This is a genomic window from Streptomyces sp. HNM0575 (assembly GCF_012726265.1).
Taxonomy (GTDB): Bacteria; Actinomycetota; Actinomycetes; order Streptomycetales; family Streptomycetaceae; genus Streptomyces.
In genome coordinates this window covers 250,840-274,344 of sequence record NZ_JAASAG010000005.1, presented here as the reverse complement: position 1 = coordinate 274,344, position 23,505 = coordinate 250,840, and the positions used below count along the sequence as shown (strand labels likewise).

Sequence of the window (23,505 nt, the reverse complement as noted above, 5' to 3'; positions counted from 1 at the left end):
CCGGGCGTCAGCCGCAGTCGACCGGCTCCGCCTTCTCGCGGATGCGGCCCGCGTCGGTCGGGCCGACGGCGCTGTAGTCGTCGACGCGCTGCACGACCCCGAAAGGCGTGTCGTCGTCGTTCATCACGTAGAACGCCCTGAGCGTCCCGACCTGCTCGACCAGCTGCTGCTTCAAGGAGAACGAGCCGGCCGTCCCGGGCTTGAGCCTGATGACGCTCTCCTCCAGGTCCTCACGGGAGTAGCTCTTCTCCGTGACGGTGGTGTGCTCGTCCTTCCGCTCGGTCGAGGCGCCGACGCCGAAGAGCGAACCTCCGCCTCCGGCCCCGTCGGGCCCGGTGACGGAGATGTCCGGGGCCAGGGACCATTCGCTGCGCTCGGTCTTCCCCCAGGTGTGGCCCGTGCTGTCCTTCGTGCCGACCACGATCTTCTTGCTGATCTTCTCCTCCGAGACGCCGTCGGTGCAGTTCTCCTTCCGCGTACCGAGCTTGAACCTCTCGGTGAACGTCTCGGGCTCTCGGGTGGGAGTGAACTCGCAGACCGCCCGGCCCGTACGGCAGTCCTCCAGGACCGCGTCCACGGGGCGCTGATTCGCGAAGTTCTCCGGTGCGTACTCCTCCCCCTGGTATTCGGTGCACGCGTGGGAGTCCTCGAACGAGTTCTCCTTGATCCGGTTCCTGGCGGTCTTCGGATCGGTCACGCCGGCGTCCTCGCCGAACTCGCCGCATGTCTCAGCCACGGCTTCCCCGTTGACCCCGGACGGCTCCAACTCGGCCCTGGGCAGCAGCCCTCCCTCGGAGGAGGCCTCACCGCCCGCGGCGGTCCAGCCGAACACCCCCGCTCCCGCGAGCAGTGCCGCGGTGAAGGCCGCCACGACGCCTCTTCGGATCCTCCTGCTCGGTCTGGTCTCCATTCCAGCCTCCGTTCTTCCCGGTCGAGGAGCTCCCCGGGGCGCGCGAACCGCGCCGCCCACAGCGGGACCGGCTCGTCTCGCGCGCCTCCGCGGGAGGTCTGCGTCGGTGGTCGAAGGCTGCCGGAACGCGTTCCCCCCTCCGCCAGCCGGGCCGAGCAGACATCGCCCAAGATCTCCCCGCGGCGGGGTCCGGAACAGAGCATCCGATGCTCAAAGCGGCGCCGGCCGGGCTCCACGAAGCGCCGCGGGCCGGGCCGCGGCGTGCCGGGCGCTGTGGGCCGGGCGCTGCGTGCCGCGCACGGGGCCCGCCGTGCGCGAAGTCCCTTATCGTCCAAGGCCGTTTCGTACACACCGGCCGTGCCCGTACTCCACACCGGCGGGTGCCGGGATGCCGGGGCGGGGCGACAGCCTGCTGCGGGTACAGACAGTCCCCGCGCGAGGAACACCCATGTCCGACACGCCCCGCCGCCCGGGCGTCACCGAGGTCGAGCACCACGGCGTCGCACCCATCCCCGTCGAGGAGCAGATCTCGACGCCCCTCGATCTCTTCCGGCTCGCCTTCGGCGGCGCCAACACCTTCGCCACGATCATCCTGGGCACGCTGCCCGTCGCGTACGGGCTGAGCTTCTGGGCCGCGGCGACCGCCACGGTCACCGGCGTGCTCGCCGGTGCGCTGATCCTGATGCCGATGGCGCTGTTCGGTCCCCGCAACCGTACGAACAACGCGGTCTCCTCCGGCGCGCACTTCGGCGTCGTGGGCAGGTGCGTGGGGTCTTTCCTGTCGCTGCTGACCGCGATCGCCTTCTTCTCGATCTCGGTCTGGGTCAGCGGAGACGCGATCGTGGGGGCGGCGAACCGGCTCTTCGGGTTCGACGGCGGCGACGCGCTGCGGGCCGTCTCCTACGGGCTGATCGCGACGGCGGTCGTCGTGGTGTGCGTCTACGGCTTCCAGTTCATGCTGCTCATCAACAAGATCGCGGTGATCGCCGGTTCGCTGATCATGCTGCTGGGGATCCTCGCCTTCGCGGGCGACTTCGACGCCTCGTACCCGGGCACGGGCCACTACGCGCTCGGCGGCTTCTGGCCCACGTGGACGCTGGCGCTGCTGGCGGCGCTCGCCAACCCGGTCTCCTTCGGCGCCTTCCTCGGCGACTGGTCGCGCTACATACCCGACCGCCACCGCGCCCGGCGGCTGCTGGCGGCGCCGTTCCTGGCGCAGGCGGCGAGCCTGCTGCCGTTCCTCTTCGGGGTCGCGACGGCGACCCTCGTGGCCGACCCGAACGACTACGTCGCCGGGCTCTCCCGCGTCGCGCCGCTCTGGTACGCGCTGCCGCTGATCGCCATCGCCCTGGTGGGCGGGCTGTCCACGGGCACGACCGCCCTGTACGGGACGGGCCTGGACTTCTCCTCGATCTTCACGAGCCTCAGCCGGGTCCAGTCCACCGTGCTCATCGGGACGCTCTCCGTGGCTTTCATCTTCATCGGCAACTTCGTCTTCGACATCGTCTCCAGCATCAACGCCTTCGCGACCCTGATCGTGCTGTGCACCTCGCCCTGGATGGCGATCATGATGATCGGCTACTTCGTGCGGCGCGGTCATTACCTCCCGGACCACATCCAGGTCTTCAACAGGGGCGAGCAGGGCGGTGCGTACTGGTTCACGCGCGGCGTCAACTGGCGCGGCATGGGCGCGTGGCTGCCGGCCACCGTGACGGGCCTGATGTTCGCCAACACACCGCTGATCGCCGGGCCTTGGCGCAACACGGCAGGCGGCGTGGACATCAGCCTGGTCGTGACGCTGGCCGTCGCCGCGGTGCTGTACGTGGTGCTGCTCTTCGTCTTCCCGGAGCCGCGCGCCGTCTTCGGACCGGGCGGTCCACGGCTGGTGCCCTCGAAGGACGCGCCCACGGCGCCGGTCACGGCGGCACGGACGGGCCGGGCGACCCGGGGAACGGGAACGGCGCCCGCAGCGGACGGAACCCGCTCCCGGGCCGGTGCGCAAGCCGCCCCCGGCACCGGGACGGAGACCGGTGCCGTGCATCCCGGTGGATCCGGGGTACACGGCCCGCATGAGTCGAATACGACATAACAGACTTCTCAGGCCGGCCCTCGTTCTCGTGGCCGCCTTCCTTCTGCCGATGTCCGTCATGGCTCCCGGCGCCGCCGCGGCGGACACCGCGGACAGGGCCGACAGCGTCGGCGAGGTGGCGGCCGCGCTGCGCGAGGGCCCCGTCTACGTCGACCCGCGCGCCTCGGGCCGGCTCTCGGGCGCCGACGCCAGGGACCTCACCCGGAAGATCAAGAAGGCGGACAAGCCGGTCTTCGTGGCCGTGCTGCCGAAGGCGAAGGAGTTCCCGCCGTCGACGCTGCTGCGGGACCTGCGCGCCCAGGTCGGCGAGAGGGGCGTCTACGGGGTCACGCTCGGCGGCGGCTTCGCCGCGGGAGCCGACCGATCCGTGATGTCCCGCAGCGCAGTGAACGGCCTGCGCCACTCCTCCGAGGCGCCGGGCGGCGACACCGAGGCGAAACTCGACCGCTTCGTGGACGGCGCGACGGCCAACGCCCGCGGCGACGCACCGGCTTCCTGGGACGGCGGCCAGGGACGCGGCACGGGCGGCGGCTTCGTACTGCTGGTGCTGCTCGCGCTGCTGATCCTGGGCCTGGGCGGCGGTCTCCTCGTACGCAACCGGGCGCGCAGGCGCGAGGCCGAGCGGCAGCGGGAGCAGCTGGAGAAGCTGCGTCCCGTGGTGGACGAGGACATCACGGCCTTCGGCGAGGAGCTGGACCGGATCGGCTTCGATCCGCAGGACCGCGGTTCGGACGACGCCATGCGCGGTGACTACACCCGTGCCATCGACTCCTACGACGAGGCCAAGCGGAAGATGGACGCCGCCCGCGGGCCCGGCGACGTACGCCCCGTCACGGAGTCCCTGGAGGACGGGCGCTTCGCGCTGGCCACCCTGGAGGCCAGACGGAACGGCGAGGCGCTTCCGGAACGCCGCGTGCCGTGCTTCTTCGACCCGCGCCACGGGCCGTCCGTCGAGGACGTGCGCTGGGCGCCGCCCGGCGGCACCGAGCGGACCGTGCCGGTCTGCGCGGCGGACGCGGCACGGCTGCGGGACGGCGCGGAGCCCATGGCCCGCAACGTGGACACCCCGGAGGGCCGGCGTCCGTACTGGGAGGCCGGCGGCGTCTACGGACCGTGGGCGGGCGGCTACTTCGGCGGCGGCATACTGCCGGGTCTGCTGGTCGGAACGCTGCTCGGCAACGCGATGGGGCCCTGGGGGTACGGCGACGGCTTCGGGGACTACGGCGGCGATTACGGCGGGGACTTCGGAGACGGTTTCGGGGACGGCGGAGGATTCGGCGACGGGGGCGGCTTCGACGGCGGCGGGTTCGGCGGCGGTGACTTCGGCGGAGGCGGCTTCTGACGCCGCGGGCGGCCCGTCCTCCTTCGTTTGGCACACGGAAGCCGCCCTGCTGTTGCCGGTTGTCCCCCGCCCCCTTTGACTCGGTTGTGCGGACGCCGTACGGAGGTGGCACTGATGCTCTCGTCCCGAAATCTGCTCCGGGAGATTCTGGAGAACGACCGCTCCTTCCAGCTCTTCTGCTCCATCGCCGCCAGCGGGGAGGCGCAGGGCGGCTGGGAGAACGCACGGATCGCCGCGCTGGTCCCGGAGAGCATGCAGGACCTGGCGCCGAAGATCACCAGGCATGGGACGGACGAGGACAAGCACGGCCGGATCTTCAACGCGCTGCTGAAGAAGCGCGGACTGGAACCCGTCCCGGTGCCGCTGGAGACCGACTACACGATGCTGCTGGAGCGCCGCGGCATCGGGCTGATGCACGAGAAGCTGCGCCGCGACGAGCCGCTCACCGAGCACGACATCATCGTCTATCTGACGCACAGCCGGGTCACCGAGCAGCGTGCCTCGGACCAGATGGCCATGCTGCTGGCCTGCTGCGAGGACGACTCCGAGACCGCCCGCGCAGTGCGGATGATCAGCCACGACGAGGACGCCCATCTCGCGTACTGCCACGAGGAGTTGCTGCGGCTGGCCGCGCGCGGGCACGAGCCGGCGATCCGGCGCAGTCTGCGGCGCACCGCCCTGGCCGAGATCGTCGTGCACCGTGAGGTCTCCCTCTCGGTGATGTCCCACATGGGGCGGCTGCTGGACTGGCCCGCGGTGCGGACCGTGCCGATCGCCGCGGGCATCCATGTGATGTACGCGTACGAACGCTTCGGCGCCTGGCGCCGGATGGTGAACCTGACGATGCCGGAGCAGCTGAACGCCCTCGGGCAGCCGGCGCGCAGCACCGCCCCCGTGGTGTGAGTCAGGCCCGGCCGGCGCGCACGACCCGCACCGGCAGGGAACTCAGGGCACGCAGCGTGTTGTTGTGGTGGCGTACGACGGGGCCGGCGATCTCGATGCGCTCCACGCGCTCGGCCAGCGCCGTCAGCAGCGCCTCGGACTCCAGGCGTGCCACATGCTGTCCCACGCACTGATGGATGCCCATGCCGAAGCCCACGTGCCCCGAGGGGTCACGCGACAGGTCGAATTCGCCGGGACGCTCCCACCTGCGCGGGTCGCGGTTGGCGGCGCCGAGGAACATCAGGATCTTCCGGCCGCCCGGGATCACGGCGCCACCGATCCGCACATCGGTGACGGCCGTACGGAAGAACGTCTGCACGGGTGACTCCAGGCGCACCGCCTCGTCGAAGGCGACGCGCGCCAGGCCCGGGTTCCGCCTGAAGCGGCGCCACTGGCCGGGGTGGGTCGCGAACGCGTGCAGCACGGCGGCGAGTCCGTGCACGGTCGTGTCGACTCCCGCGGACAGCAGCGAGCGTACGACCAGGGGCGCCTGCTCCGGTGTGATGTCGCCGCGCCCGGCCGCCTCCCAGATCCGGGCGCCGAAGCCGTCCTCGTCCAGCACGGCGGGACGGCACTGGGCGTCGACCCACTCGGAGAGCTCCGCGATGCGCGAAGTCCCCTTCTCCACCAGGTCGTTGGGCGGTCCGAACGCGTTGAACAAGTGGTCGCCGTAGGGCAGGAGGTTCTCGCGGCCCTCCTTCGGGATTCCGACGGCGTCCGGGAAGACCCGGAGGGGGAACTCCTCGGCCAGCGCGGTGACCGCGTCGAACTCCGGTGTGCGCAGCACCCGTTCGACCAGTGCCGCGGCGTCGGCGAACCAGGCGTCGCGGAGCCTGCGCAGGGCACGCGGCCCGAGGATCCGCGTGAGCACGGCACGCGGGGCGTCGTGCCGTGGAGGGTCCGCCTCCAGCAGCAGGCTCGGCGGGCGCCAGGGCTTCGCGTGCCGGAAGTTGCTCAGTCCCACCCCTGCCCCGGATTCGAGGCTCTGCCAGTCGCTGAGCGCCGCGTGCACCTGCTCGTGACGGCCGAGCGCGTAGACGTCCTGCGCGGTGAGGTGGACGACGGGGCCCGCGTCGCGCAGCTCCGCGTGGAACTGGTGCGGATCTTCGAGGACTTCATGGCCGAACGGGTCGACGTGGCTCACCGGCACCACGGTGTGTGTAGCGGAGGTCGTCATGGCGGCTCCTTGCCGTGTGGCGTCACAGGTCGAGGATGAGAGTGGGGCCGCACGAGCGGGACACGCAGATGAACATGCAGTCACCGGCGGCCCGTTCGCCGTCGTCGAGGATGGAGTCGCGCTGGTCGGGACGTCCGGCGAGCACTCCGGTCTCGCAGGTGCCGCACGTGCCCTGCTCGCAGGACGACAGCACGTTCACCCCCGCGGTGCGCACGGCTTCGAGCACGGTGACCCCGGGCTCGACGGTGACCGAGGTCGCCTGCCGCGCGAGTTCCACCTCGAAGGCCTCGTCGCGCACGGGGGCGCGCGGGACGCTCGGCACGAACCGCTCCGTGCGCAGCAGGCCCGCGGGCCAGTGGGCGCAGCGCGCCCCGACCGCTTCGAGGAGGCGGCCGGGCCCGCATGCGTACACCTTCGTGCGCGGCCGGGGCGGCCCGTCGAGCCACGCCGGGAGGGCGAGCAGACCGCACTCGTCCTGCGGGGCGAGGGTGACGCGGCCTTCGTGCGCGCCGAGTTCGTCCGTGAACGCCATCGAGTCGCGGGTGCGCCCTCCGTAGAGCAACGTCCAGTCGACACCGAGCAGTTCGGCCTGGCGGATCATCGGCAGCAGCGGCGTGACGCCGATGCCGCCCGCGATGAACAGGTACTCCTCGGACGGTACGAGCGGGAAGTTGTTGCGCGGCCCGCCCACGTCCACCAGGTCCCCCTGCTCCAACTCGTCGTGGACGTAAGCGGAGCCGCCGCGCCCGCCCGGCTCGCGCAGCACGGCGATGCGGTACGAGTACGCGTCCCAGCGGTCCCCGCACAGCGAGTACTGGCGCGTGACGCCGGACGGCAGGATCAGGTCGATGTGCGCGCCGGGCGCCCAGTCGGGCAGCCGTCTGCCGCCCGGGTGCACCAGCGTGAGGCCGACGACGCCGTCGGCGGCTTTGCTCTTGCGCTCGACGCGGAGCGTGTTGCGCGAGCTGCCGCCCGGTTCCGGCGGTGGGTCTGGAGAGGCGGTGAGAGACATCCTCGGCTCCTCGTGCTCCGGCAGCAGCCCGAGGATGTGGCACAAGGAGGCCCCGCCACCATGGTGTTCTCACTCAGTGAGAGGGAACCTCCGCGCGTTCAGGTCCCGTTGGCCTCGCGACCGGCCATGGCCCGGGAGATGCCGCGCGCTGCCGCCCGCAGAGCGGGGATCTGCGCGCGTGCGTTCTCGTCGTTGGGCACGATCGCCGCGAGCGCCGCCACCACCCGGCGTCGCGCGTCGTGCAGCGGTACGGCGATGCCGGCGGCGTCGGGGTGGATGTGGCCCTGGCAGAACGCGTAGCCCTGGCGCCGTACTTGGGCCAGGAAGCTGCGCAACCGCCGCGGCGTGCCGATGGTGTGCTCCGTGTAGGTCCGCAGCGGTCCCGCGATGACGCGCTCCTGGACGTCCGCCGGGGCGTGTGCGCACAGGACCAGGCCGGAGGAGGAGGCGTGCAGCGGCAGCCGCCCGGCGACGCGGGTGTAGTTGATCACGGCCCCCGGCGCCGCCAGGCGCTCGACGAACAGCACCTCGTCGCCCTCACGGACCCCCAGCTGGATGTGGTGCCCGACGACCGCGTGCAGATCCTCCATGAACGGCATGGCGGCCTCCCGCAGGCCGACGGTCGGCGAGGCGCGCGAGCCGAGCTCCCACATCCGTACACCGATGCGGACGCTGCGGCCGTCGCGCTGGAGCAGCCCCAGGCGCGTCATCTGCTCTACGAGCCGGGAGACCGTGGCCACGTGCAGGCCGGAGCGGCGGGCGATCTGCGAGACCGACAGGACGGTGACATCGCTGCCGAACGTCTCGAGGATCCGTATCACCCGCGACAGCACCGATTCGCCCGCGGCGGCCCGCAATTCCGGTCGTCTCAGATCCTGCTGCCCGACGCCGTGTCGGACGACATCCGCTGCGCCAGATAGATCGGGATGACGGAGAGCAGCACGAGCACCGCGGCGACGACGTTGACCACCGGGGCCTGCTGGGGCCGCGCCATGTTGGAGAAGATCCAGATGGGGAGCGTCTGGGTGTCGGGGCCCGCGGTGAAGGTCGTCACGATGATCTCGTCGAAGGAGAGCGCGAACGCCAGCAGACCGCCCGCCACCAGCGCCGAACGCACCAGCGGGAACGTGATGTCGGCGAAGGACCGGAAGGTGTCCGCGCCCAGGTCCATCGCCGCCTCCTCGTAGCTGCCGGGCATCCGCCGCAGCCGCGCGATGACGTTGTTGTAGACGACCACGACGCAGAAGGTCGCGTGGCCCACGACGACCGTGAACAGGCCGAGCCCGACGCCGAGGGGTTCGAGCACCGTGCGGAAGGCGGTGTTGAGAGCGACGCCGGTGACGATGCCGGGCAGGGCGATGGGCAGTACGACGGCGAAGGACAGCGCCTCCCGGCCGAAGAACCGGAAGCGCTGGATGGCGAAGGCGATCAGCGTGCCGAGCACGAGCGCGGCGGCGGTCGCGCCCACGCCCGCCTGGAGCGAGGTGACCAGGGCGTGCCGTGCGCCCGCGCTGCCCCAGGCGTCCGCCCACCAGTGGAAGGTGACGCCCGGCGGCGGCCAGCTCGAACTCCGGTCGGGATTGAGGGAGTTGATGAGGACGAGGAAGAGCGGTATGTAGATCACCGCGAAGCCGAGCGCTGCGGCGGTGCCCATTGCGATGCGTGCGGGCCGGGAGAGTTTCATCGTCGTATGCCTCGTGGTGTGTCCGGTCGGGTGCCGTCGTCGCCCCTCGTCACTTCGTCCCCTCTCCCCCCGTCAGAGGCTGCTCAGGGCGCCGGTGCGCCGCACCGCGAGCAGGTAGATCACGATGACCACCACGGGAACGGTGCCGAGCGCGGCCGCCAGCGGCAGATCCAGGGTGATGTTGGAGTAGATGAGGTTGCCGATCAGCTGTGTCTTGCCGCCGACGATCTGCACGGCGATGTAGTCGCCGAGGCTGAGGGAGAAGGTGAAGACGGACCCGGCGGCGATGGACGGCAGCAGCATCGGCAGCACCACGGAGCGGAAGGTGCGTCCCGTACGGGCGCCGAGGTCGGATGACGCGTCGAGGAGGCTGTCCGGTATCTGCTCCAGCCCGGTGTGTATCGGAAGGATCATGTACGGCAGCCACAGGTACGCCAGTGCGAGCACGGTCGCGGTCAGCCCGTATCCCGGGCCGTCGAGGCCGAAGGGCGACAGCAGCCACTCCAGCAGCCCGCCCTCGGCGAGGATGAGCCGCCACGCGTACGCCTTGACCAGGTAACTCGCCCACAGCGGCGTGAGGATGGCGACCACGAGCAGGGGCCGCCAGCGCCGCGGTGCGATGCGCGCGGTGAAGAAGGCCACGGGGAAGGCGATCACCACGCAGATCGCGGTGACCGCGAGGGCGACGCCGACGCTGCGCAGCGCGACCTGCTGATAGGCGCCGCCGGTGAGGATGGTCGTGAAGTTGTCCAGCGACCAGACCTTCACGACGTTCGAGGTGAAGGTGTCCGTCGTCCAGAACGCGGACATGAACAGCGCGGTGAGCGAGCCGAGATAGGCCAGTATCAGCCACGTCAGCGGCGCGGAGAGCAGCAGGGAGAGTTGCAGCCGGGGGCGGCGGTGCAGCAGGCCCGCCAGGGTCCCGGCCGGCCGCCGGGCGCTGTGCCCGGCGGCCCGCTCGGTATTGCTCATCGGTGTACGTCCCGTCCTAGCTCTTGATCTCGGTCCAGGCCTGGACCCACTTCGCGTACGGAACGCACTTGGCGTCCTTGCGCCCGTCGAGGCACTGCTGAGTGGGCGTGGTCCAGTAGTGGACCTTCTTCCAGTAGGGCTCGTCGTCCGCGTGGTAGGTGCGGCAGTGGTTCTTGTCGGCGGTCAGCTTGCAGGCCTTGGAGTTGGCCGGCGCCTCGCCGAAGTACTCGGCGACCTGGGCGTTCGCCTTCGGCGAGACGATGTGGTTCAGCCACTTGTAGGCGCAGTTGGGGTGCTTGGCCTTGGAGGAGACCATCCAGGTGTCGGACCAGCCCGTCGAACCCTCCTTGGGCAGCACGGCCTTGACCTTGGCGCCCTCGTCCTGCGCGGTGTTGAGGATGACCTGCCAGGAGGTGCCGACCACGGAGTCGCCGCTCTTGAACGCGGAGATCTCCTTGAGGTAGTCGCTCCAGTACTCGCCGATGTCGGCGTTCTGCTTCTTCAGCAGGTCGACGGAGGCGTCGAACTGCTTCTGGTCCAGGGCGTAGGGGTTCTTGATGCCCAGCGACGGCTTGTGCTTCATCAGGTACAGGGCGGCGTCCGCGATGTAGATCGGCGAGTCGTACGCCGTGACCTTGCCCTTGTGCTTGCCGGCGTCGTCGAAGACGGCCTTCCAGGAGTCGGGGGCGGGCTTGACCTTCTCGGTGTTGTACATGAGGAGGTTGGCGCCGCGGCCGTGCGGAATGCCGTACGGCTTGCCGTCGACGGAGTTCCAGTCCCGGTTCTTCAGCCCCTTGAAGATGTCCTTGTAGTTGGGGACGAGCTTGGTGTTGACGGGCTCGGCGTCACCGGAGGCGATCAGCCGCAGCGAGGCGTCGCCGGACGCCGAGACGGCGTCGTACTGGCCCGTCTTCATCAGGCTGACCATCTCGTCGGAGGAGGCGGCGGTCTTCGTGTTGACCTTGCAGCCCGTCTGCTTCTCGAACGGCGTGACCCAGTCGGCCTTCGGGTCGTTGCTGCCGTCCTCGGCGTAGCCGGCCCACGCGATGAGGTTCACCGACTTCTCGCTCTTGCCGAGCTTCTTCTGCGGCTTGAGGTCGGGCGGGTCGACGGCGCCGGTCGAGGACGACGAGGAGCCGGAGGAGCCGCATGCGGCGGCCAGGAGCATGGCGCCGGATGCGGCGAGCACTTTGAGGGTTCGGGACATGCGCACGGAGATCTCCACGGGATGAAGGGGCGGCGAGTCGTGGGTGCGGCCGGTGGGTCGGTGCGGACGTGGTCGGTCGGTGCGGACGAGGTCGGTCGGTGTCGCTGCGGGCGCGGTCGTGGGTCGGAGCGGTACGGGACGTGGTGGTGGGTCGGTGTCGGTACGGGCCGTCTCGGCGCTCAACGCGCCTCGGCGACGGGGAAGTTGTGCCGGTGGTGCCACTGGAGCCTCACCCGCGAGCCGCGGTACGCGGCGACGTCCTCGGAGGAGGTCTCCAGGTTCTGCTGGACGGCGGTGAGCCGTCCCCCGGCGTCGAGGTCGACGAGGAAACGGGTGGCGTCTCCCAGATAGACGACCTCGGCGACGGTGCCTGTGGCGGCGGTGTGCTCCGGCTCGTCGGCGCCGGCCGCCGGCTCCCTGACCACCCGGATCTTCTCCGGGCGGACGCTGAACGTGCCTGGTTTGCCGACGACTTGCTCGGCGGTCTCGCCGGTGAGCAGGTTGGAGGTGCCGACGAAGCCCGCGACGAAGGGTGTCGCCGGGCGCTCGTATATCTCGGCGGGCGTGCCGGTCTGCTCGATGCGGCCGTCCTGGAAGACGGCCATCCGGTCGCTCAGGGTGAGCGCCTCGTCCTGGTCGTGGGTGACGAAGACGAAGGTGATGCCCACCTCGCGCTGGATCTCCTTGAGTTCGATCTGCATCTGCTCGCGCAGCTTGAGATCGAGCGCGCCGAGCGGCTCGTCGAGCAGCAGCACGCGGGGGCGGCTGACGAGCGCGCGGGCAAGGGCCACCCGCTGCCGCTGGCCTCCGGAGAGCTGGGTGGGCCGCCGCTTGCCGAAGCCTTCGAGGCGTACGCTCTCCAGCGCCTCGGCGGCCCGGCGCAGCCGTTCGTCCTTGGGCACCTTGCGCACCTTCAGGCCGTAGGCGACGTTCTGCTCGACCGTCATGTGCGGGAAGAGCGCGTAGTCCTGGAAGACGGTGTGCACGTCGCGCTCGAAGGGCGCGAGCCGTGTGACGTCCTTGCCGTCCAGTTCGACGGTGCCGCTCGTGGGCGTCTCGAAGCCGGCGATCATGCGGAGCACCGTGGTCTTGCCCGAGCCCGACGGTCCGAGCATGGAGAAGAACTCGCCGTCGGATATGCCCAGGTCGATGCCCGCGACGGCCTCGGTCCTGCCGAACACCTTGCGCAGGCTCCGCAGCCGGACGGCTTTCCCCTCGATCCCCTCCATGTTCCGGGAACCTTTCTGATGCTGTGGACGTTGGGCGGCGGTAAATATATGAAGTCATAGTTCAACCTTCAAGACCGTCCAAGGCCCTCTTCAGGTAAAGCCTGAGCCAAGTGACAAGGTGGTGGCCGTGAGGAGAGATCACGACGGCGCCCGAAGAACCGTCTTCACGCCCATCGGCGCGCAGGCCCGCGTCGAAGCGGTCGTACGGCGGCTCGGCGACGCCATCGAGCTCGGACTGCTCAGCGACGGCGAGCAGTTGCCCGGCGAACCCGAACTCGCCGCCCAGCTCGGGGTCTCGACGGTCACCTTGCGCGAGGCGCTCATGGCGCTGCGCCAGCGCGGTCTGGTCACCACCCGAAGGGGGCGCGGCGGCGGCAGCTTCGTCACCGTGCCCGAAGGGCCCGTGGAGGAGCGGCTGCTGAGCCATCTCGGCGGCTGGAGCCTTGAGGAGCTGCGCGACCTCGGCGACCACTGGACCGCCGTCTCCGGCGCGGCGGCCCGGCTCGCCGCACAGCGCACCGAGCCCGGCGATCTGCATCAGCTGCACCGTTCCGTCGAGGAGTTGACCGACGCGGCGGACCCTCCCGGGCGCAGCCGGCTGCACGGACGCTTCCATGTGGAGCTGGCCGCGGCGGCGCAGTCGGCACGGTTGACGCGCGAGCTGGTAGGTATCCACGCGGAGGCCGGCGCGCTCGTATGTCTCGTACTCGGGGACGAGAGGCATCTCAAAGACGTCTGCGATCGTCACCGCGCCGTGATCTGTGCGGTGCACGATGGTGCGGCGGAGCATGCAAGAGCCCTTGCCGAGCAGTGCGTCCAGGTCTCCATGGAGCGCCTGGTCGACCTCCGCCTCGGCATCCCCGGTCAGTCCGGCGGTCCGCACACCAAGGAGGGCACCCGTGGGCAGCAGTCCTCGTCCCGCAGGAGGCGGAACACACGTACTTGACGGCGCGGCCTGCGCGGACGCGCGTGAAGCGCGAGCGCGCGGCGCGGCGGCGTCCGCGAACGCGAACGCGAACGAAACGTCCGCGCAACACGCGTCCGCTGCGTCCGCGGCCGGCGCGGCGGCATACGGTCCGCCCGAGGCGGCGGCCGGCGTCCGCGACGCCCTGGAGTGCGTCTTCGACGCCGTGGCCGAGACCCGTACGGACTGCGCACGGCTCCTGGCCGGCGTCGCCGCCGAGGGCAGACGCCCCACCACCGCCGACCTCGCCGACCTCCGGCCCGGACTGCACGAGCGGCTGGCGCAACTCGACTTGATGTCCGGGGCGGGTTTCGTGGCCGCGCCCGGGCTGCTCGACGACGCAGAGGCGTGGCTGGAGTGGTGGCAGACGGGCCCGGGCGGCGACGTACGGCCGCTGCTGCTGGACCTCGACCCGGAGCACTCGGCGTACTCGGACTACACGCACTGGGAGTGGTACGCGCTGGCGCGGGACACGGGGCGGCGTGCCGTCGCCGGGCCCTACGTGGACTACCTGTGCTCCGACGAGTACAGCCTGACGCTGTCCGCGCCGGTGAACGTCGACGGGCGCTTCACGGGCGTCGCCGCGGCCGACGTGTATCTGCCGGACTTCGAGGCCGCCGTGATGCCGGTGCTGCAACGGCTCCCGGGACCCGCGTGCCTGGTCAACTCCCGTGGGCGCGTGGCGGTTTCGACGTACGCCCGGCATCTTGCGGGCTCGCTGCTGAAGGGGCCGGACTTCGCGTCGGCGGCCGGGGCGGCGGGGGCCGGGGACGCGGACCGGACCGGAACGGATGCGCGGGGCGCACAGGGTGCGCAGGACGCACGGGATTTGCAGGGTGCGCAGGACGCGCGACCGCAGGACGCCGGGTTGGCCGGGGCCGGGGCCGGGGCCGGGGCCGCCGATGCGACCGCCGAAGTGGCGGAGGTCGCGGGGGACACGGGGGTCGCGGAGGTCCCGGAGGTCGCGGCGGGCGCCGAGTACGACGGTCTGAGTCTGTGGCCCTGCGGTGACATCCCGCTGATCCTGGTGACGGCCGCCGGCGGAGGCGCCTCGGCCGAGGACTGACCGGGCCCGCCCGGCCCCCGCGTCACTTCGGCGCCCGTCGAAGTGTCACGGGCGCACCATGTCCGTATGGAGCGACCACGACGTACGGGACGATCACGAGAGCCCGAGCGCAGCGGGCAGCGGCTGGCGGAGCTGGCCGGGCTGCTCGCCGATCCCACGCGCGCCTCGGTCTGCCTCGCGTTGCAGGACGGCCGCGCCTGGACCGCGGGCGAGCTGGCGCGTGCGGCCGGAGTGACTGCGGCGACCGTGAGCACCCACCTGGACAAGCTCGTGGCGGGCGGGCTGCTCGCCGAGGCACGGCAGGGCCGGCACCGGTACGTACATATCGCGGGGCCGCAGATCTCCCAGCTCATCGAGGATCTCGCCGCACACGCCGGGCCTCCGCCCGCACCCCGGGGGCTGCGCGCCGCCTCGGCGGGCGCGGCCATGGCGCGGGCGCGTACCTGCTACGACCACCTCGCGGGCTCCCTCGGCGTCGGCGTCACCGATGCGCTGCTGCGGCGCGGCCTGCTCCAGCAGTCCACTGGCTTCTCGGTGACGGACGAGGGCATGGAGTGGTTCGCGCGGCTGGGCATCGATCTGGCGCAGCGCCCGGGGAGCCGCCGCCCGATGGCCCGCTCCTGCGTGGACTGGACGGAACGCCGCCCGCACCTGGCGGGACGCGCCGGCGCGGCTCTGTGTACGTACGCACTCGACGAGCGCTGGTGTGAACGCATCGGCAGCGCAAGGGCGTTGAGGGTCACGGCCAAGGGCCGGGACGCGCTGGCGGAGCTGCTGGACCTGCGGACGGAGGCACCCGCGTGAGCAGGTACGAGGACGGCACGGACACGGCGACGGACCACGGAACGCGTGCGGGAACGCGTGCCGGAACACGCGAGGGAACGCACGGAGGAAAGTGCGGGGCGACGCACGAGGGAACGCACGAAGAGGCCCCCGGCGGTGATGCCCGGTTCGAGGCGTTCAGGGCGCTGCATCACGGCGAGCGCCCGCTGCTGCTGCCCAACGCGTGGGACCACGCCTCGGCGGCGGCCCTGCACCGGCGGGGCTTCCCCGCGATCGGCACGACGAGTCTCGGTGTCGCGGCCGCGGCGGGGCTGCCGGACGGCACGGGCGACACGCGCGAGGAGACGCTCGCGCTGGGGCGCGGACTGGCACGGCTGCCGGTGCCGGTGAGCGTCGACATCGAGGACGGCTTCAGCGACGATCCGGCCGAAGTGGGCGCGCTGGGCGCGGAGTTGGCACGGGCGGGTGTCACGGGCGTCAATATCGAGGACGGGCGTGCCGACGGCGTACTCACAGATCCGGGACTGCACAGGGCGAAGATCGCCGCCCTGAAGGAGGCGGCGCCGGGCCGCCTCTTCGTCAACGCCCGCACCGACACGCACTGGCTCGGCACCGACGCCACGGTCACCGCGGCGCTGCGGCGATGCACCGCGTACGCGGAGGCGGGCGCGGACTGCGTCTTCGTGCCCGGTCTGGTGGACGGTGCGGAAATCGCCGCGCTCGCCGACGGGTTGGGGCCGACGCCGCTGAACGTCCTGTACTCGCCCGCACACCTGTCACGCGACGAACTGGCGGAGCGCGGCGCCGCCCGCATCAGCCTGGGATCACTGCTCTTCCGCGCGGCACTGCAACGAGCCGTCGACCTGGCCTGCTCCATCGCGGAGCCGTCCGGGCACCCCGCCGCCCCCTCGCCGGTACCGGGCTACGGCGAAGTGCAGGGACTGCACGGGGAGTTCGGGCACTCCGCCGGTGTCTGACCGTTCGACTCGTCTCAGGCCGCCCCGCCCCGCCCCGCGCCCGGCCGCCGTCGGGTGGCACAGGCTCACTCGTCACGCCTCACCCGTGACGCGTCACCCGTCGCTCGCCAGCGTCACGCGAGCGCCCGGGCGAGCAGCCGGGCCGTCTTCGCGATCAGCGGATAGTCCGGCTCGGCGTCCGCGGACCTCTTGGTGGTGAAGACCGCGAGCACGACCGGCGTACGGTCGCGCGGGGTCCAGGCGATGCCCACGTCGTTGTTGGTGCCGAACGCGCCGGAGCCGGTCTTCTCCGCCGCCGTCCAGCCGTCGGGGAGCCCCGCGCGCAGACTCTTGCCGCCGGTCGTGTTGTGCTTCAGCCAGTCCGTCAACTGCCGCCGCCCGGACCGGTCGAGGGCGTCGCCGAGCGTGAGCCGCATGTACGTCCTCGCGAGGGCCCGGGGCGAGGTCGTGTCCGTCTTCCGCCACGGCTCCGCGGAGTTCAGCTCGGTCTCCGTCCGGTCGAGGCGTGTGACCTCGTCGCCGAGGGAGCGGCAGAACCGGGTGATCGCGCCGGGGCCGCCGAGTTCGCGCAGCAGCAGATTCGCGGCGGCGTTGTCGCTGTACCGCACGGCGGCGTCGCACAGCTGCCGGACGGTCATGCCGTGGTCGAGGTGTTCGCGGGTGCCGGTGACCGGCGAATACTCCTCCAGGTCGGACTTCGAGTAGTGCACGCGCTTCGCGAGGACGTCGCCGCCGCCGTCGTGGTGCCGGTCGTGGTGCCGGCCGCTCAGCAGCGCCGCCGCGGCGAGCGGCTTCCAGGTGGAGCAGAGCGGGAAGCGCTCGTCCGCGCGGTGCAGCAGGGTCCTGCCGCTGCCCGTGTGGTACGCGAACGCCCCTACGCGTGCCGCGTGTTCACGCTCCAGCCTCCGCACCGGACCGGTGACGTCCACGCCGTGCACCGCGTCACCGTGGGACTCCCCCGCTGTGCCGGGACCTGACGTACAAGCGGACGTGCAGAGGCCCGTCAGCACGCTCCCCGCTCCGGCGGCCAGCAGCGAACGGCGCGACGGGCTGTCCATGGGCACGCTCAAGTCGCCGCCTCTCTCGGGTCGTTGGCTCTCCGTACAGTGGATCAGATCACGAAGTACACCGGACACGGACGGTTTCGGCCAACCGGCACGGGCCCCGAAGGGAACGGCGGCAGCCGCTCCATGGGCGGCCGGGACGACGTCGAGTGGGCCGAGTCCCCCAGCGCCCGGCGAGCAAGGTGCCGACGGCTGGGGAACAGCCCGGCGGCTGGTCCGGCATCATGCCGGGCGGTCACCACGGTGGAGCCCCGCATCCCGGCCTGCGCCGATGTTCGGACCGCCCTCCCAGGGACGAAACCCGGTGACAGTCGGAGCCCGGGAGGCCATGCGGTCGCGAGGCGCAGCAACCATGCGTGGTCAGGTGGAATCAGATACTCTGACTCCATGAAGACGATGACGGCGACCGAGGTGTCACGAAACTTCGCCTCAGTCCTCGACCGTGCCGAGCACGGAGAGACCATTGTGATCACGAGAGGTGGGCGGCGGCTCGCCACACTCGCCCCGACCACGACGGGGAACGGCGGCGCGCTCATGGATTTCCTCGCCGCACACCCAGTCGACGAGGACTTCGAAAGGGACGTCGCCTCTGCGCGCGACAGTGTTACGGACGAAATGAACGCGACATGGCCCGACGACTGATTCTGGACACCGGGATCATCATCCGGGCAGAGCGGGAACGTACAGGCCTGGCGGATCTGCTGGAGCCCGACGACGACGTCACCATCTCGGCCATGACACTGGCCGAGTTGCAACTGGGAGTCGAACTCAGCGACGGTGACCGCCGCATCCGGCGCCAGGAATACGTCGACGGTGTACACGCACTCGTGCCTGTGGAGGACTACACCTCCGACGTCGCACGCGTACACGCCCGGCTTCTGGCACACGTGCGGCGGACAGGGAAGCCCAGGGGCGCCCATGATCTCATCATCGCCGCCACGGCCGCCGCTACCGCTCGCACTCTGGTCACTCTCGACGAGAAGGCGGGGTTCGGGGATCTTCCCGGAGTCCACGTGATCACCGGGTCCTGATAAGCGCGTCACCCCCGGGGGTCTGCGGCACCCGGACCGCTCACTTCAGGACCGCGATGCCGTCGAGTTCGACCAGTGCCTCCTCGTCCCACAGGCGGGTCACGCCGATGACCGCCATCGCCGGGTAGTCGCGGCCCGCGTGGCGGCGCCATGCGGCGCCCAGGGCGCGGGCCTCGGCACGGTAGGCGGCGACGTCGGTGGCGTAGACGGTGACGCGGGTGAGGTCCGCCGGGGTGCCGCCCGAAGCGGCAAGCGCCGTCAGCAAGTTGGTGAGCGCCTGCTCGAACTGTGCGGTGAGCGTGGCGCCGACGACCTTGCCCTCGGCGTCCAGAGCCGTCTGGCCCGCGAGGAAGACGATGCGCGAGCCGGTGGCGGTCACGGCGTGCGAGAAGCCGGTGGGCGGCGAGAGTCCGGGCGGGTTGGTGCGCCGCAGTGCGGGCTCCTGCCCGCCGGGGTGTGCGTCGGTCACTTGTAGAGCTCCTTCGCGATGATCGAGCGCTGCACTTCGCTCGCTCCCTCGTAGATGCGGGGCGCGCGGACCTCCCGGTAGAGGTGTTCGAGGAGGTGGCCGCGCTGTAGGGCGGCGGCGCCGTGGATCTGCACCGCGGTGTCCACGGCCTGCTGTGCGGTCTCCGTGGCAAGCAGCTTCGCCATGGCCGCACGGCGCGCGATGTCCGGCTCGCCGCGGTCGTACGCCGCTGCCGCCGCGTGTACGAGGAGCCGCGCCGCCTCGATCCGGGTCGCCGTCTCCGCCAACTGGTGGGAGACCGCCTGGAGATCGCGCAGCACACCGCCGAACGCGCCGCGCGTGCCCGCGTGTTGTACGGCCGCGTCCAGCGCGGCCTGTGCCATGCCCGTCGCGAACGCGCCGACGCTGGGCCGGAAGAGGTTCAGCGTGCGCATCGCGACGCCGAATCCGCCGTCGACCTCGCCGAGCACGTCGTCCCGCGAGACGTGGACGCCGTCGAAGGTGACCGTGCCGATCGGATGCGGGGAGAGCATCTCCAGCGGCTCGCCGCCGAGTCCGGGCCGCCCGGCCGGCACGAGGAAGGCCGTCACGCCACGCGGGCCCGCGTCCTGAGTCGTACGGGCGAAGACGGTGAAGACGTCGGCATGCGGGGCGTTGGAGATCCACGTCTTGGTGCCGGTCAGCCGCCAGCCGTCGCCGTCTCCCTCGGGGTCGGCGCGCAGGGCGAGGGCCGCAGCGTCGCTGCCGGCGCCCGGCTCGCTCAGCGCGAACGCGGCCGCGGCGCGGCCCGAGGTGACCTCGCCGAGCCAGCGTGCGCGCTGGGCGTCCGTACCGGCGAGGGCGACGGGGCCGGCGCCGAGACCCTGGAGGGCGAGCGCTGTCTCGGCCTCGGTGCAGGAGTACGCGAGGGATTCGCGCAGCAGGCACAGGTCGAGGGCGCTCGCGGGGCGCCCGTCAGGTGCGAACAGCCGCCCGAGCAGGCCGTGTCGGCCGAGGGCGGCCAGGAGGGGGCGGTTGATGCGGCCCTCCTCGCCGGCCTCGGCGAGCGGACGCAGCTCACGGGCCCCCAACTCCCGTAGCTCCTCGCACCACTTGTACTGCTCGGGTTCGAGTGCGAACGCGGGCATCGACGGGCCTCCTCCTGGTGCTGATCCGGCTGGTCCTGCCGGTCCTGCCGGTCCTGCCGGTTCTGCCGGTCCTGCTGGTTCTGCCGGTCGCTTCTGGTCCTGCTGGTCGCTTCTGCCGGCCGCCCGGCCGTGCTGCCGCTCGTGGCGGCGGCCTACGGCGGTCGCGCACCTCCGCCCGCTGCTGAGCAGCCGCCTCCTCTATCGCGGACCGTTGACTGTCGTCACCAACACGTTACGCTCAACGGCACACCGGCGACACCGGCACGACACCGGCCCACGGCACATCCCCGAGGGGGCCCGCGATGCAACTGAGCCCGTCCGCACACGTCGACACCTTCGCCCGGGACCGTCTGCCCCCGCCCGAGGAGTGGCCGCGGCTCGTCTTCGACCGCCCGGAGCTGCGCTACCCGGACCGGCTCAACTGCGGCGTGGAGCTGCTGGACGTCTCCGCCGGACGGTACGGCGAGGGGCGGCCCGCCCTGCGCGGGGACGACGGCGAGTGCTGGAGCTACGGCGAACTGCGTGCCCGGGTCGACCGGATCGCCCACGTCCTCACCGGTGTGCTGGGCGTCGTGCCCGGCAACCGCGTGCTGCTGCGCGGCCCCAACTCCCTGCATTTGGCGGCCTGTTGGCTCGCCGTGATGAAGGCGGGCGCGGTCGCGGTGACCGTACTCGCGGCGCAGCGCGCGCACGAGCTGCGCAAGGTGTGCGACATGGGCCGGATCGGCCACGCGCTGTGCGACGCGGACTCGCTGGAGGAACTGGAGAAGGCGGAGATACCGGGGCTGTCGGTGACGCCCTTCGGCGGGAGCCGTCCGGACGATCTGCTGGCGCTGTGCGAGTCGCAGCCGGAGCGCTATGAGGCGGTGCCGACGGCCGCCGACGACGTCGCCATGATCGCGTTCACCTCGGGGACGACGGGACAGCCCAAGGGGTGCGTCCACTTCCACCGCGACGTGCTCGCCGTCGCGGACACCTTCTCCGCGCACGTACTGCGCCCGACGCCCGACGACCTCTTCGCGGGCAGCCCGCCGCTGGGGTTCACCTTCGGACTCGGCGGGCTGGTGATCTTCCCGCTGCGGGCCGGTGCGGCGGCGTTGCTGGGTCAGTGGAGCGGGCCCGAGCAGATGCTCGCGGCGGTCGAACGGCACCGGGTGACCGTGCTGTTCACCGCCCCCACCGCCTACCGCGGGATGCTCGCCAAGCTCGGTGCCGCCGCCTCCCCTTCGGATTCGCTCTCCGGCTCGTCTCGGGCCAGGGCCGGGGCCGGGGACACCCGGGACCGTACGGGCCGTACGTACGACATCTCCTCGCTGCGCCGCTGTGTGTCCGCCGGCGAGAACCTGCCCGCCGCCACCTACGAGGCGTGGCTGCGGGCCACCGGGCTGCGGATGATCAACGGCATCGGTGCGACGGAGATGCTGCACATATTCGTCTCCGCCGCCGACGAGGCGGCCAGGCCGGGCTCGACCGGAGTCGCCGTGCCGGGGTTCGAGGCCCGGGTGGTGCGCAGGGGCCAGGACGGGCACCTCGCGCCGGTGCCGGACGGCGAGCCGGGGCTGCTGGCGGTCCGCGGCCCCGTGGGCTGCCGCTACCTCGCGGACCCACGGCAGCGCGAGTACGTGTGCGACGGCTGGAACCTCACCGGCGACACCTACATACGCGACCCCGACGGCTACTTCGGTTACGTGGCACGCGCCGACGACATGATCGTCTCGGCGGGCTACAACATCGCCGGGCCCGAGGTCGAGGAGGCCCTGCTGCGCCACCCCGATGTGGCCGAGGCCGCCGTCGTGGGACGGTCCGACGAGCGGCGCGGCCAGGTCGTCGTCGCACACGTGGTGCTGCGGGAAGGCGCGCGTGCGGCGGCGGGAGCGGGGACGGACACGGGACCGGGAGCGGACACGGAACCGGGAGCGGAGACAGGGGCGGGAGCGGACACAGGGGCGGGATCGGACATGGCGGCCGGTGCGGTGACTGCCGACGCGCTGCGGGAGTTCGTCACCGCGCTGCTCACCCCGTACAAGTGCCCGCGCGAGTTCGTCTTCGCCGACTCGCTGCCGCGCACGCCGACCGGCAAGCTCCAGCGGTATCTGCTGCGGGAGGCCGACGGGACGCGTACTCCGGCGGCCGGGCCCGCACCGGAGCCCGCGCCGCAGACCCCGGACGGACAGCCCGCCCAGCCCGCCTAGAGTGACCGCGTGAATCAGCCCCAGCCCGCCGCCACCAGCACCGGAGCCGTCCGGGCCGCCGACGGCGCCCGTGCCCCGGTCGCCTCCCGGCCCTCGCCGGGTTCGCTCATCCTCACCTTCTACGGCGCGTACGGGCGTGCCTTCCCCGGCAGTACGGTGCCGGTCGCCGCGCTGATCCGGCTGCTCGGTGCGGTCGGCGTGGACGCACCGTCCGTACGGTCCGCCGTGTCACGGCTCAAGCGGCGCGGCCTGCTCGTCGCGGACCGGCCCGGCAGCAAGGCGGCCGGATACGCGCCCTCGGAGGCCGGACGGCAGTTGCTCGACGACGGCGACCGCCGTGTCTACGCCCGTCCCGTGCCGGACGGCCGCTGGCTGCTGGCCGTCTTCTCGGTGCCGGAGAGCGAGCGGGGCCGCCGGCACATACTCCGCTCCCGCCTCGCCAGGCTCGGCTTCGGCAACGCGGCACCGGGCATCTGGATCGCCCCGTCACATCTGGAGGAGGAGACGCGTCACAGCCTGGGGCGGCTCGGTCTCAGCCCGTACGTGGACCTGTTCGCCGGCACGCACGAGGGCTTCGAGCCGACGGCGGACGCGGTGGCGCGCTGGTGGGACCTGCCGTCGCTGGCGGCGCTGCACCGGGGGTTCCTTGACGTGCACGAGCCGGTGCTGCGTTCCTGGTCGCGGCGGCGCGGGGCGTCGCCGGAGGAGGCGTACCGGGACTATCTGCCGGCGCTCGACGCATGGCGGCGGCTGCCGTACGCCGACCCGGGACTGCCCCCGTCGCTGCTGCCGTCCGACTGGCCGGGCGAACGCTCGGCGAAGGTCTTCTTCGCGCTCCACGAGCGCCTGCGCGAGCCAGGCCGCGAGTACGCGGTGCGCTTCGCGCAGGGGTGAGCCGGGGACGCGGCCCGGCGCCCGAGGCCGGCCGGAGGTCCGTCGTCGCACGGCTCCCGCGAACCCCGTGACCGCAATACCCTTGAGATATGTACGCACAACGGCGCAAGCGTTACTTCGTGCTGATGGCGACATGCCTGGTGCTCTTCGTCAGTGCGTGGAGTTTCGTGCGCCTGATCTCCGTGCCCGCCGCCGTCGGGCTGTGCGTGGTGGCGCTGGTGATCCCGCCGATCGCGGCGATCGTCGGCAACCGCCGCGGGCCGGACGACCGCTGGTTCGACGAGGACCGGAACCCGGACCGGGACACCTACCGCCGATGACGGGGACGTGCGGCCGAGAGGGCGGACGCACGCCCCGCGGCGGCAGCGCGCCCG

Annotated in this window: 22 protein-coding genes and 1 pseudogene; 12 read left to right on the top strand and 11 right to left on the bottom strand. The window is 71.8% G+C overall.

Translation table 11 applies throughout. The annotated features are described in order from the left end of the window. Positions 1 to 7 precede the first annotated feature (7 nt). Positions 8 to 910, bottom strand: coding sequence for a hypothetical protein (locus HCC61_RS14765; protein WP_169135892.1), 903 nt, complete (start codon positions 908 to 910; stop codon positions 8 to 10). 448 nt (positions 911 to 1,358) lie between these two features. Between HCC61_RS14765 and HCC61_RS14760 the strand changes: the two genes are divergently transcribed. From HCC61_RS14760 to HCC61_RS14750, 3 genes are all read left to right on the top strand, one after another. Next, positions 1,359 to 2,999 carry a cytosine permease gene (locus tag HCC61_RS14760; RefSeq protein ID WP_169135891.1) on the top strand — a complete coding sequence of 547 codons (1,641 nt, stop codon included), beginning with the start codon at positions 1,359 to 1,361 and terminating at the stop codon, positions 2,997 to 2,999. A gap of 58 nt (positions 3,000 to 3,057) precedes the next feature. Beyond that, entirely contained in the window at positions 3,058 to 4,341 is a 1,284-nt protein-coding gene (locus HCC61_RS14755; protein ID WP_240969012.1) for a hypothetical protein, read from the top strand. A 114-nt stretch (positions 4,342 to 4,455) separates the two neighbouring features. Beyond that, positions 4,456 to 5,244, top strand: coding sequence for a ferritin-like domain-containing protein (locus HCC61_RS14750; protein ID WP_169135889.1), 789 nt, complete (start codon positions 4,456 to 4,458; stop codon positions 5,242 to 5,244). Between the two features lies 1 nt (position 5,245). Here the strand turns inward: HCC61_RS14750 and HCC61_RS14745 are convergent, their stop codons facing one another. The 7 genes from HCC61_RS14745 to HCC61_RS14715 all read right to left on the bottom strand — a co-directional run bounded on the left by HCC61_RS14745 (position 5,246) and on the right by HCC61_RS14715 (position 12,555). Then, positions 5,246 to 6,460, bottom strand: coding sequence for a cytochrome P450 (locus HCC61_RS14745; protein WP_169135888.1), 1,215 nt, complete (start codon positions 6,458 to 6,460; stop codon positions 5,246 to 5,248). 22 nt (positions 6,461 to 6,482) lie between these two features. Further along, on the bottom strand, positions 6,483 to 7,472 hold the full coding sequence (locus tag HCC61_RS14740) for a PDR/VanB family oxidoreductase (protein WP_169135887.1): 990 nt from the start codon (positions 7,470 to 7,472) through the stop codon (positions 6,483 to 6,485). A 98-nt stretch (positions 7,473 to 7,570) separates the two neighbouring features. Then, entirely contained in the window at positions 7,571 to 8,329 is a 759-nt protein-coding gene (locus HCC61_RS14735) for an IclR family transcriptional regulator (RefSeq protein WP_169135886.1), read from the bottom strand. 11 nt (positions 8,330 to 8,340) lie between these two features. Then, entirely contained in the window at positions 8,341 to 9,156 is an 816-nt protein-coding gene (locus HCC61_RS14730; protein ID WP_169135885.1) for an ABC transporter permease, read from the bottom strand. Positions 9,157 to 9,228: 72 nt separating this feature from the next. Further along, entirely contained in the window at positions 9,229 to 10,128 is a 900-nt protein-coding gene (locus tag HCC61_RS14725; RefSeq protein ID WP_169135884.1) for an ABC transporter permease, read from the bottom strand. A 16-nt stretch (positions 10,129 to 10,144) separates the two neighbouring features. Continuing rightward, positions 10,145 to 11,335: an ABC transporter substrate-binding protein gene (locus HCC61_RS14720; RefSeq protein ID WP_206322540.1), complete on the bottom strand. Its 1,191-nt coding sequence runs from the start codon at positions 11,333 to 11,335 to the stop codon at positions 10,145 to 10,147. A gap of 179 nt (positions 11,336 to 11,514) precedes the next feature. Further along, positions 11,515 to 12,555, bottom strand: coding sequence for an ABC transporter ATP-binding protein (locus HCC61_RS14715; RefSeq protein WP_169136051.1), 1,041 nt, complete (start codon positions 12,553 to 12,555; stop codon positions 11,515 to 11,517). A gap of 136 nt (positions 12,556 to 12,691) precedes the next feature. Here HCC61_RS14715 and HCC61_RS14710 point away from each other — a divergent pair, with 136 nt between their 5' ends. From HCC61_RS14710 to HCC61_RS14695, 4 genes and pseudogenes are all read left to right on the top strand, one after another. After that, a complete protein-coding gene (locus tag HCC61_RS14710; protein ID WP_346777201.1) occupies positions 12,692 to 13,510 on the top strand; it encodes a GntR family transcriptional regulator in 819 nt (272 codons plus the stop codon). 163 nt (positions 13,511 to 13,673) lie between these two features. Further along, positions 13,674 to 14,273 (top strand): annotated as a pseudogene (locus HCC61_RS14705) (cache domain-containing protein); the annotation flags it as partial. Positions 14,274 to 14,660: 387 nt separating this feature from the next. Then, a complete protein-coding gene (locus HCC61_RS14700; RefSeq protein WP_169135881.1) occupies positions 14,661 to 15,398 on the top strand; it encodes a winged helix-turn-helix domain-containing protein in 738 nt (245 codons plus the stop codon). A 164-nt stretch (positions 15,399 to 15,562) separates the two neighbouring features. Beyond that, positions 15,563 to 16,354, top strand: a complete 792-nt coding sequence (locus tag HCC61_RS14695; RefSeq protein ID WP_206322538.1) for an isocitrate lyase/phosphoenolpyruvate mutase family protein — start codon at positions 15,563 to 15,565, stop codon at positions 16,352 to 16,354. 113 nt (positions 16,355 to 16,467) lie between these two features. Here HCC61_RS14695 and bla read toward each other — a convergent pair whose 3' ends face one another. Beyond that, positions 16,468 to 17,412, bottom strand: coding sequence for a class A beta-lactamase (bla, locus tag HCC61_RS14690; RefSeq protein ID WP_169136050.1), 945 nt, complete (start codon positions 17,410 to 17,412; stop codon positions 16,468 to 16,470). 393 nt (positions 17,413 to 17,805) lie between these two features. On the opposite strand from bla, the gene HCC61_RS14685 reads away from it, so the two are divergent. Together HCC61_RS14685 and HCC61_RS14680 are read left to right on the top strand one after the other, a co-directional pair. Beyond that, positions 17,806 to 18,060, top strand: a complete 255-nt coding sequence (locus HCC61_RS14685; protein WP_169135879.1) for a type II toxin-antitoxin system prevent-host-death family antitoxin — start codon at positions 17,806 to 17,808, stop codon at positions 18,058 to 18,060. Next, positions 18,045 to 18,449, top strand: a complete 405-nt coding sequence (locus HCC61_RS14680) for a PIN domain-containing protein (protein WP_169135878.1) — start codon at positions 18,045 to 18,047, stop codon at positions 18,447 to 18,449. Before HCC61_RS14685 ends, HCC61_RS14680 begins: the two co-directional genes overlap by 16 nt. Positions 18,450 to 18,489: 40 nt before the next feature. Here the strand turns inward: HCC61_RS14680 and HCC61_RS14675 are convergent, their stop codons facing one another. Together HCC61_RS14675 and HCC61_RS14670 are read right to left on the bottom strand one after the other, a co-directional pair. Continuing rightward, positions 18,490 to 18,918 (bottom strand): RidA family protein, encoded by a 429-nt coding sequence (locus HCC61_RS14675; protein WP_346777200.1) that lies wholly within the window; start codon positions 18,916 to 18,918, stop codon positions 18,490 to 18,492. Next, positions 18,915 to 20,045 (bottom strand): acyl-CoA dehydrogenase family protein, encoded by a 1,131-nt coding sequence (locus HCC61_RS14670; RefSeq protein WP_169135877.1) that lies wholly within the window; start codon positions 20,043 to 20,045, stop codon positions 18,915 to 18,917. Before HCC61_RS14670 ends, HCC61_RS14675 begins: the two co-directional genes overlap by 4 nt. Positions 20,046 to 20,347: 302 nt before the next feature. Here HCC61_RS14670 and HCC61_RS14665 point away from each other — a divergent pair, with 302 nt between their 5' ends. The 3 genes from HCC61_RS14665 (at position 20,348) to HCC61_RS14655 (ending at position 23,451) form a co-directional block, all read left to right on the top strand. Next, a complete protein-coding gene (locus tag HCC61_RS14665) occupies positions 20,348 to 22,237 on the top strand; it encodes an AMP-binding protein (RefSeq protein WP_169135876.1) in 1,890 nt (629 codons plus the stop codon). Positions 22,238 to 22,345: 108 nt separating this feature from the next. Then, the gene (locus HCC61_RS14660) at positions 22,346 to 23,131 is read left to right on the top strand and encodes a PaaX family transcriptional regulator C-terminal domain-containing protein (RefSeq protein ID WP_346777223.1); all 786 of its coding nucleotides are present in this window, start codon (positions 22,346 to 22,348) and stop codon (positions 23,129 to 23,131) included. An 89-nt stretch (positions 23,132 to 23,220) separates the two neighbouring features. Next, positions 23,221 to 23,451, top strand: coding sequence for a DUF3099 domain-containing protein (locus HCC61_RS14655; protein WP_169135874.1), 231 nt, complete (start codon positions 23,221 to 23,223; stop codon positions 23,449 to 23,451). The last annotated feature ends 54 nt before the right edge of the window (positions 23,452 to 23,505 follow it).

Coding starts and splice junctions, on each gene's coding strand:
- HCC61_RS14755 (WP_240969012.1), top strand. CDS start 3,058: ATGGCTCCCGGCGCCGCCGCGGCGGACACCGCGGACAGGGCCGACAGC.
- HCC61_RS14720 (WP_206322540.1), bottom strand. CDS start 11,335: ATGTCCCGAACCCTCAAAGTGCTCGCCGCATCCGGCGCCATGCTCCTG.
- HCC61_RS14665 (WP_169135876.1), top strand. CDS start 20,348: ATGCAACTGAGCCCGTCCGCACACGTCGACACCTTCGCCCGGGACCGT.
- HCC61_RS14680 (WP_169135878.1), top strand. CDS start 18,045: ATGGCCCGACGACTGATTCTGGACACCGGGATCATCATCCGGGCAGAG.
- HCC61_RS14740 (WP_169135887.1), bottom strand. CDS start 7,472: ATGTCTCTCACCGCCTCTCCAGACCCACCGCCGGAACCGGGCGGCAGC.
- HCC61_RS14685 (WP_169135879.1), top strand. CDS start 17,806: ATGAAGACGATGACGGCGACCGAGGTGTCACGAAACTTCGCCTCAGTC.
- HCC61_RS14750 (WP_169135889.1), top strand. CDS start 4,456: ATGCTCTCGTCCCGAAATCTGCTCCGGGAGATTCTGGAGAACGACCGC.
- bla (WP_169136050.1), bottom strand. CDS start 17,412: ATGGACAGCCCGTCGCGCCGTTCGCTGCTGGCCGCCGGAGCGGGGAGC.
- HCC61_RS14760 (WP_169135891.1), top strand. CDS start 1,359: ATGTCCGACACGCCCCGCCGCCCGGGCGTCACCGAGGTCGAGCACCAC.
- HCC61_RS14765 (WP_169135892.1), bottom strand. CDS start 910: ATGGAGACCAGACCGAGCAGGAGGATCCGAAGAGGCGTCGTGGCGGCC.
- HCC61_RS14725 (WP_169135884.1), bottom strand. CDS start 10,128: ATGAGCAATACCGAGCGGGCCGCCGGGCACAGCGCCCGGCGGCCGGCC.
- HCC61_RS14730 (WP_169135885.1), bottom strand. CDS start 9,156: ATGAAACTCTCCCGGCCCGCACGCATCGCAATGGGCACCGCCGCAGCG.
- HCC61_RS14655 (WP_169135874.1), top strand. CDS start 23,221: ATGTACGCACAACGGCGCAAGCGTTACTTCGTGCTGATGGCGACATGC.
- HCC61_RS14745 (WP_169135888.1), bottom strand. CDS start 6,460: ATGACGACCTCCGCTACACACACCGTGGTGCCGGTGAGCCACGTCGAC.
- HCC61_RS14670 (WP_169135877.1), bottom strand. CDS start 20,045: ATGCCCGCGTTCGCACTCGAACCCGAGCAGTACAAGTGGTGCGAGGAG.
- HCC61_RS14700 (WP_169135881.1), top strand. CDS start 14,661: ATGGAGCGACCACGACGTACGGGACGATCACGAGAGCCCGAGCGCAGC.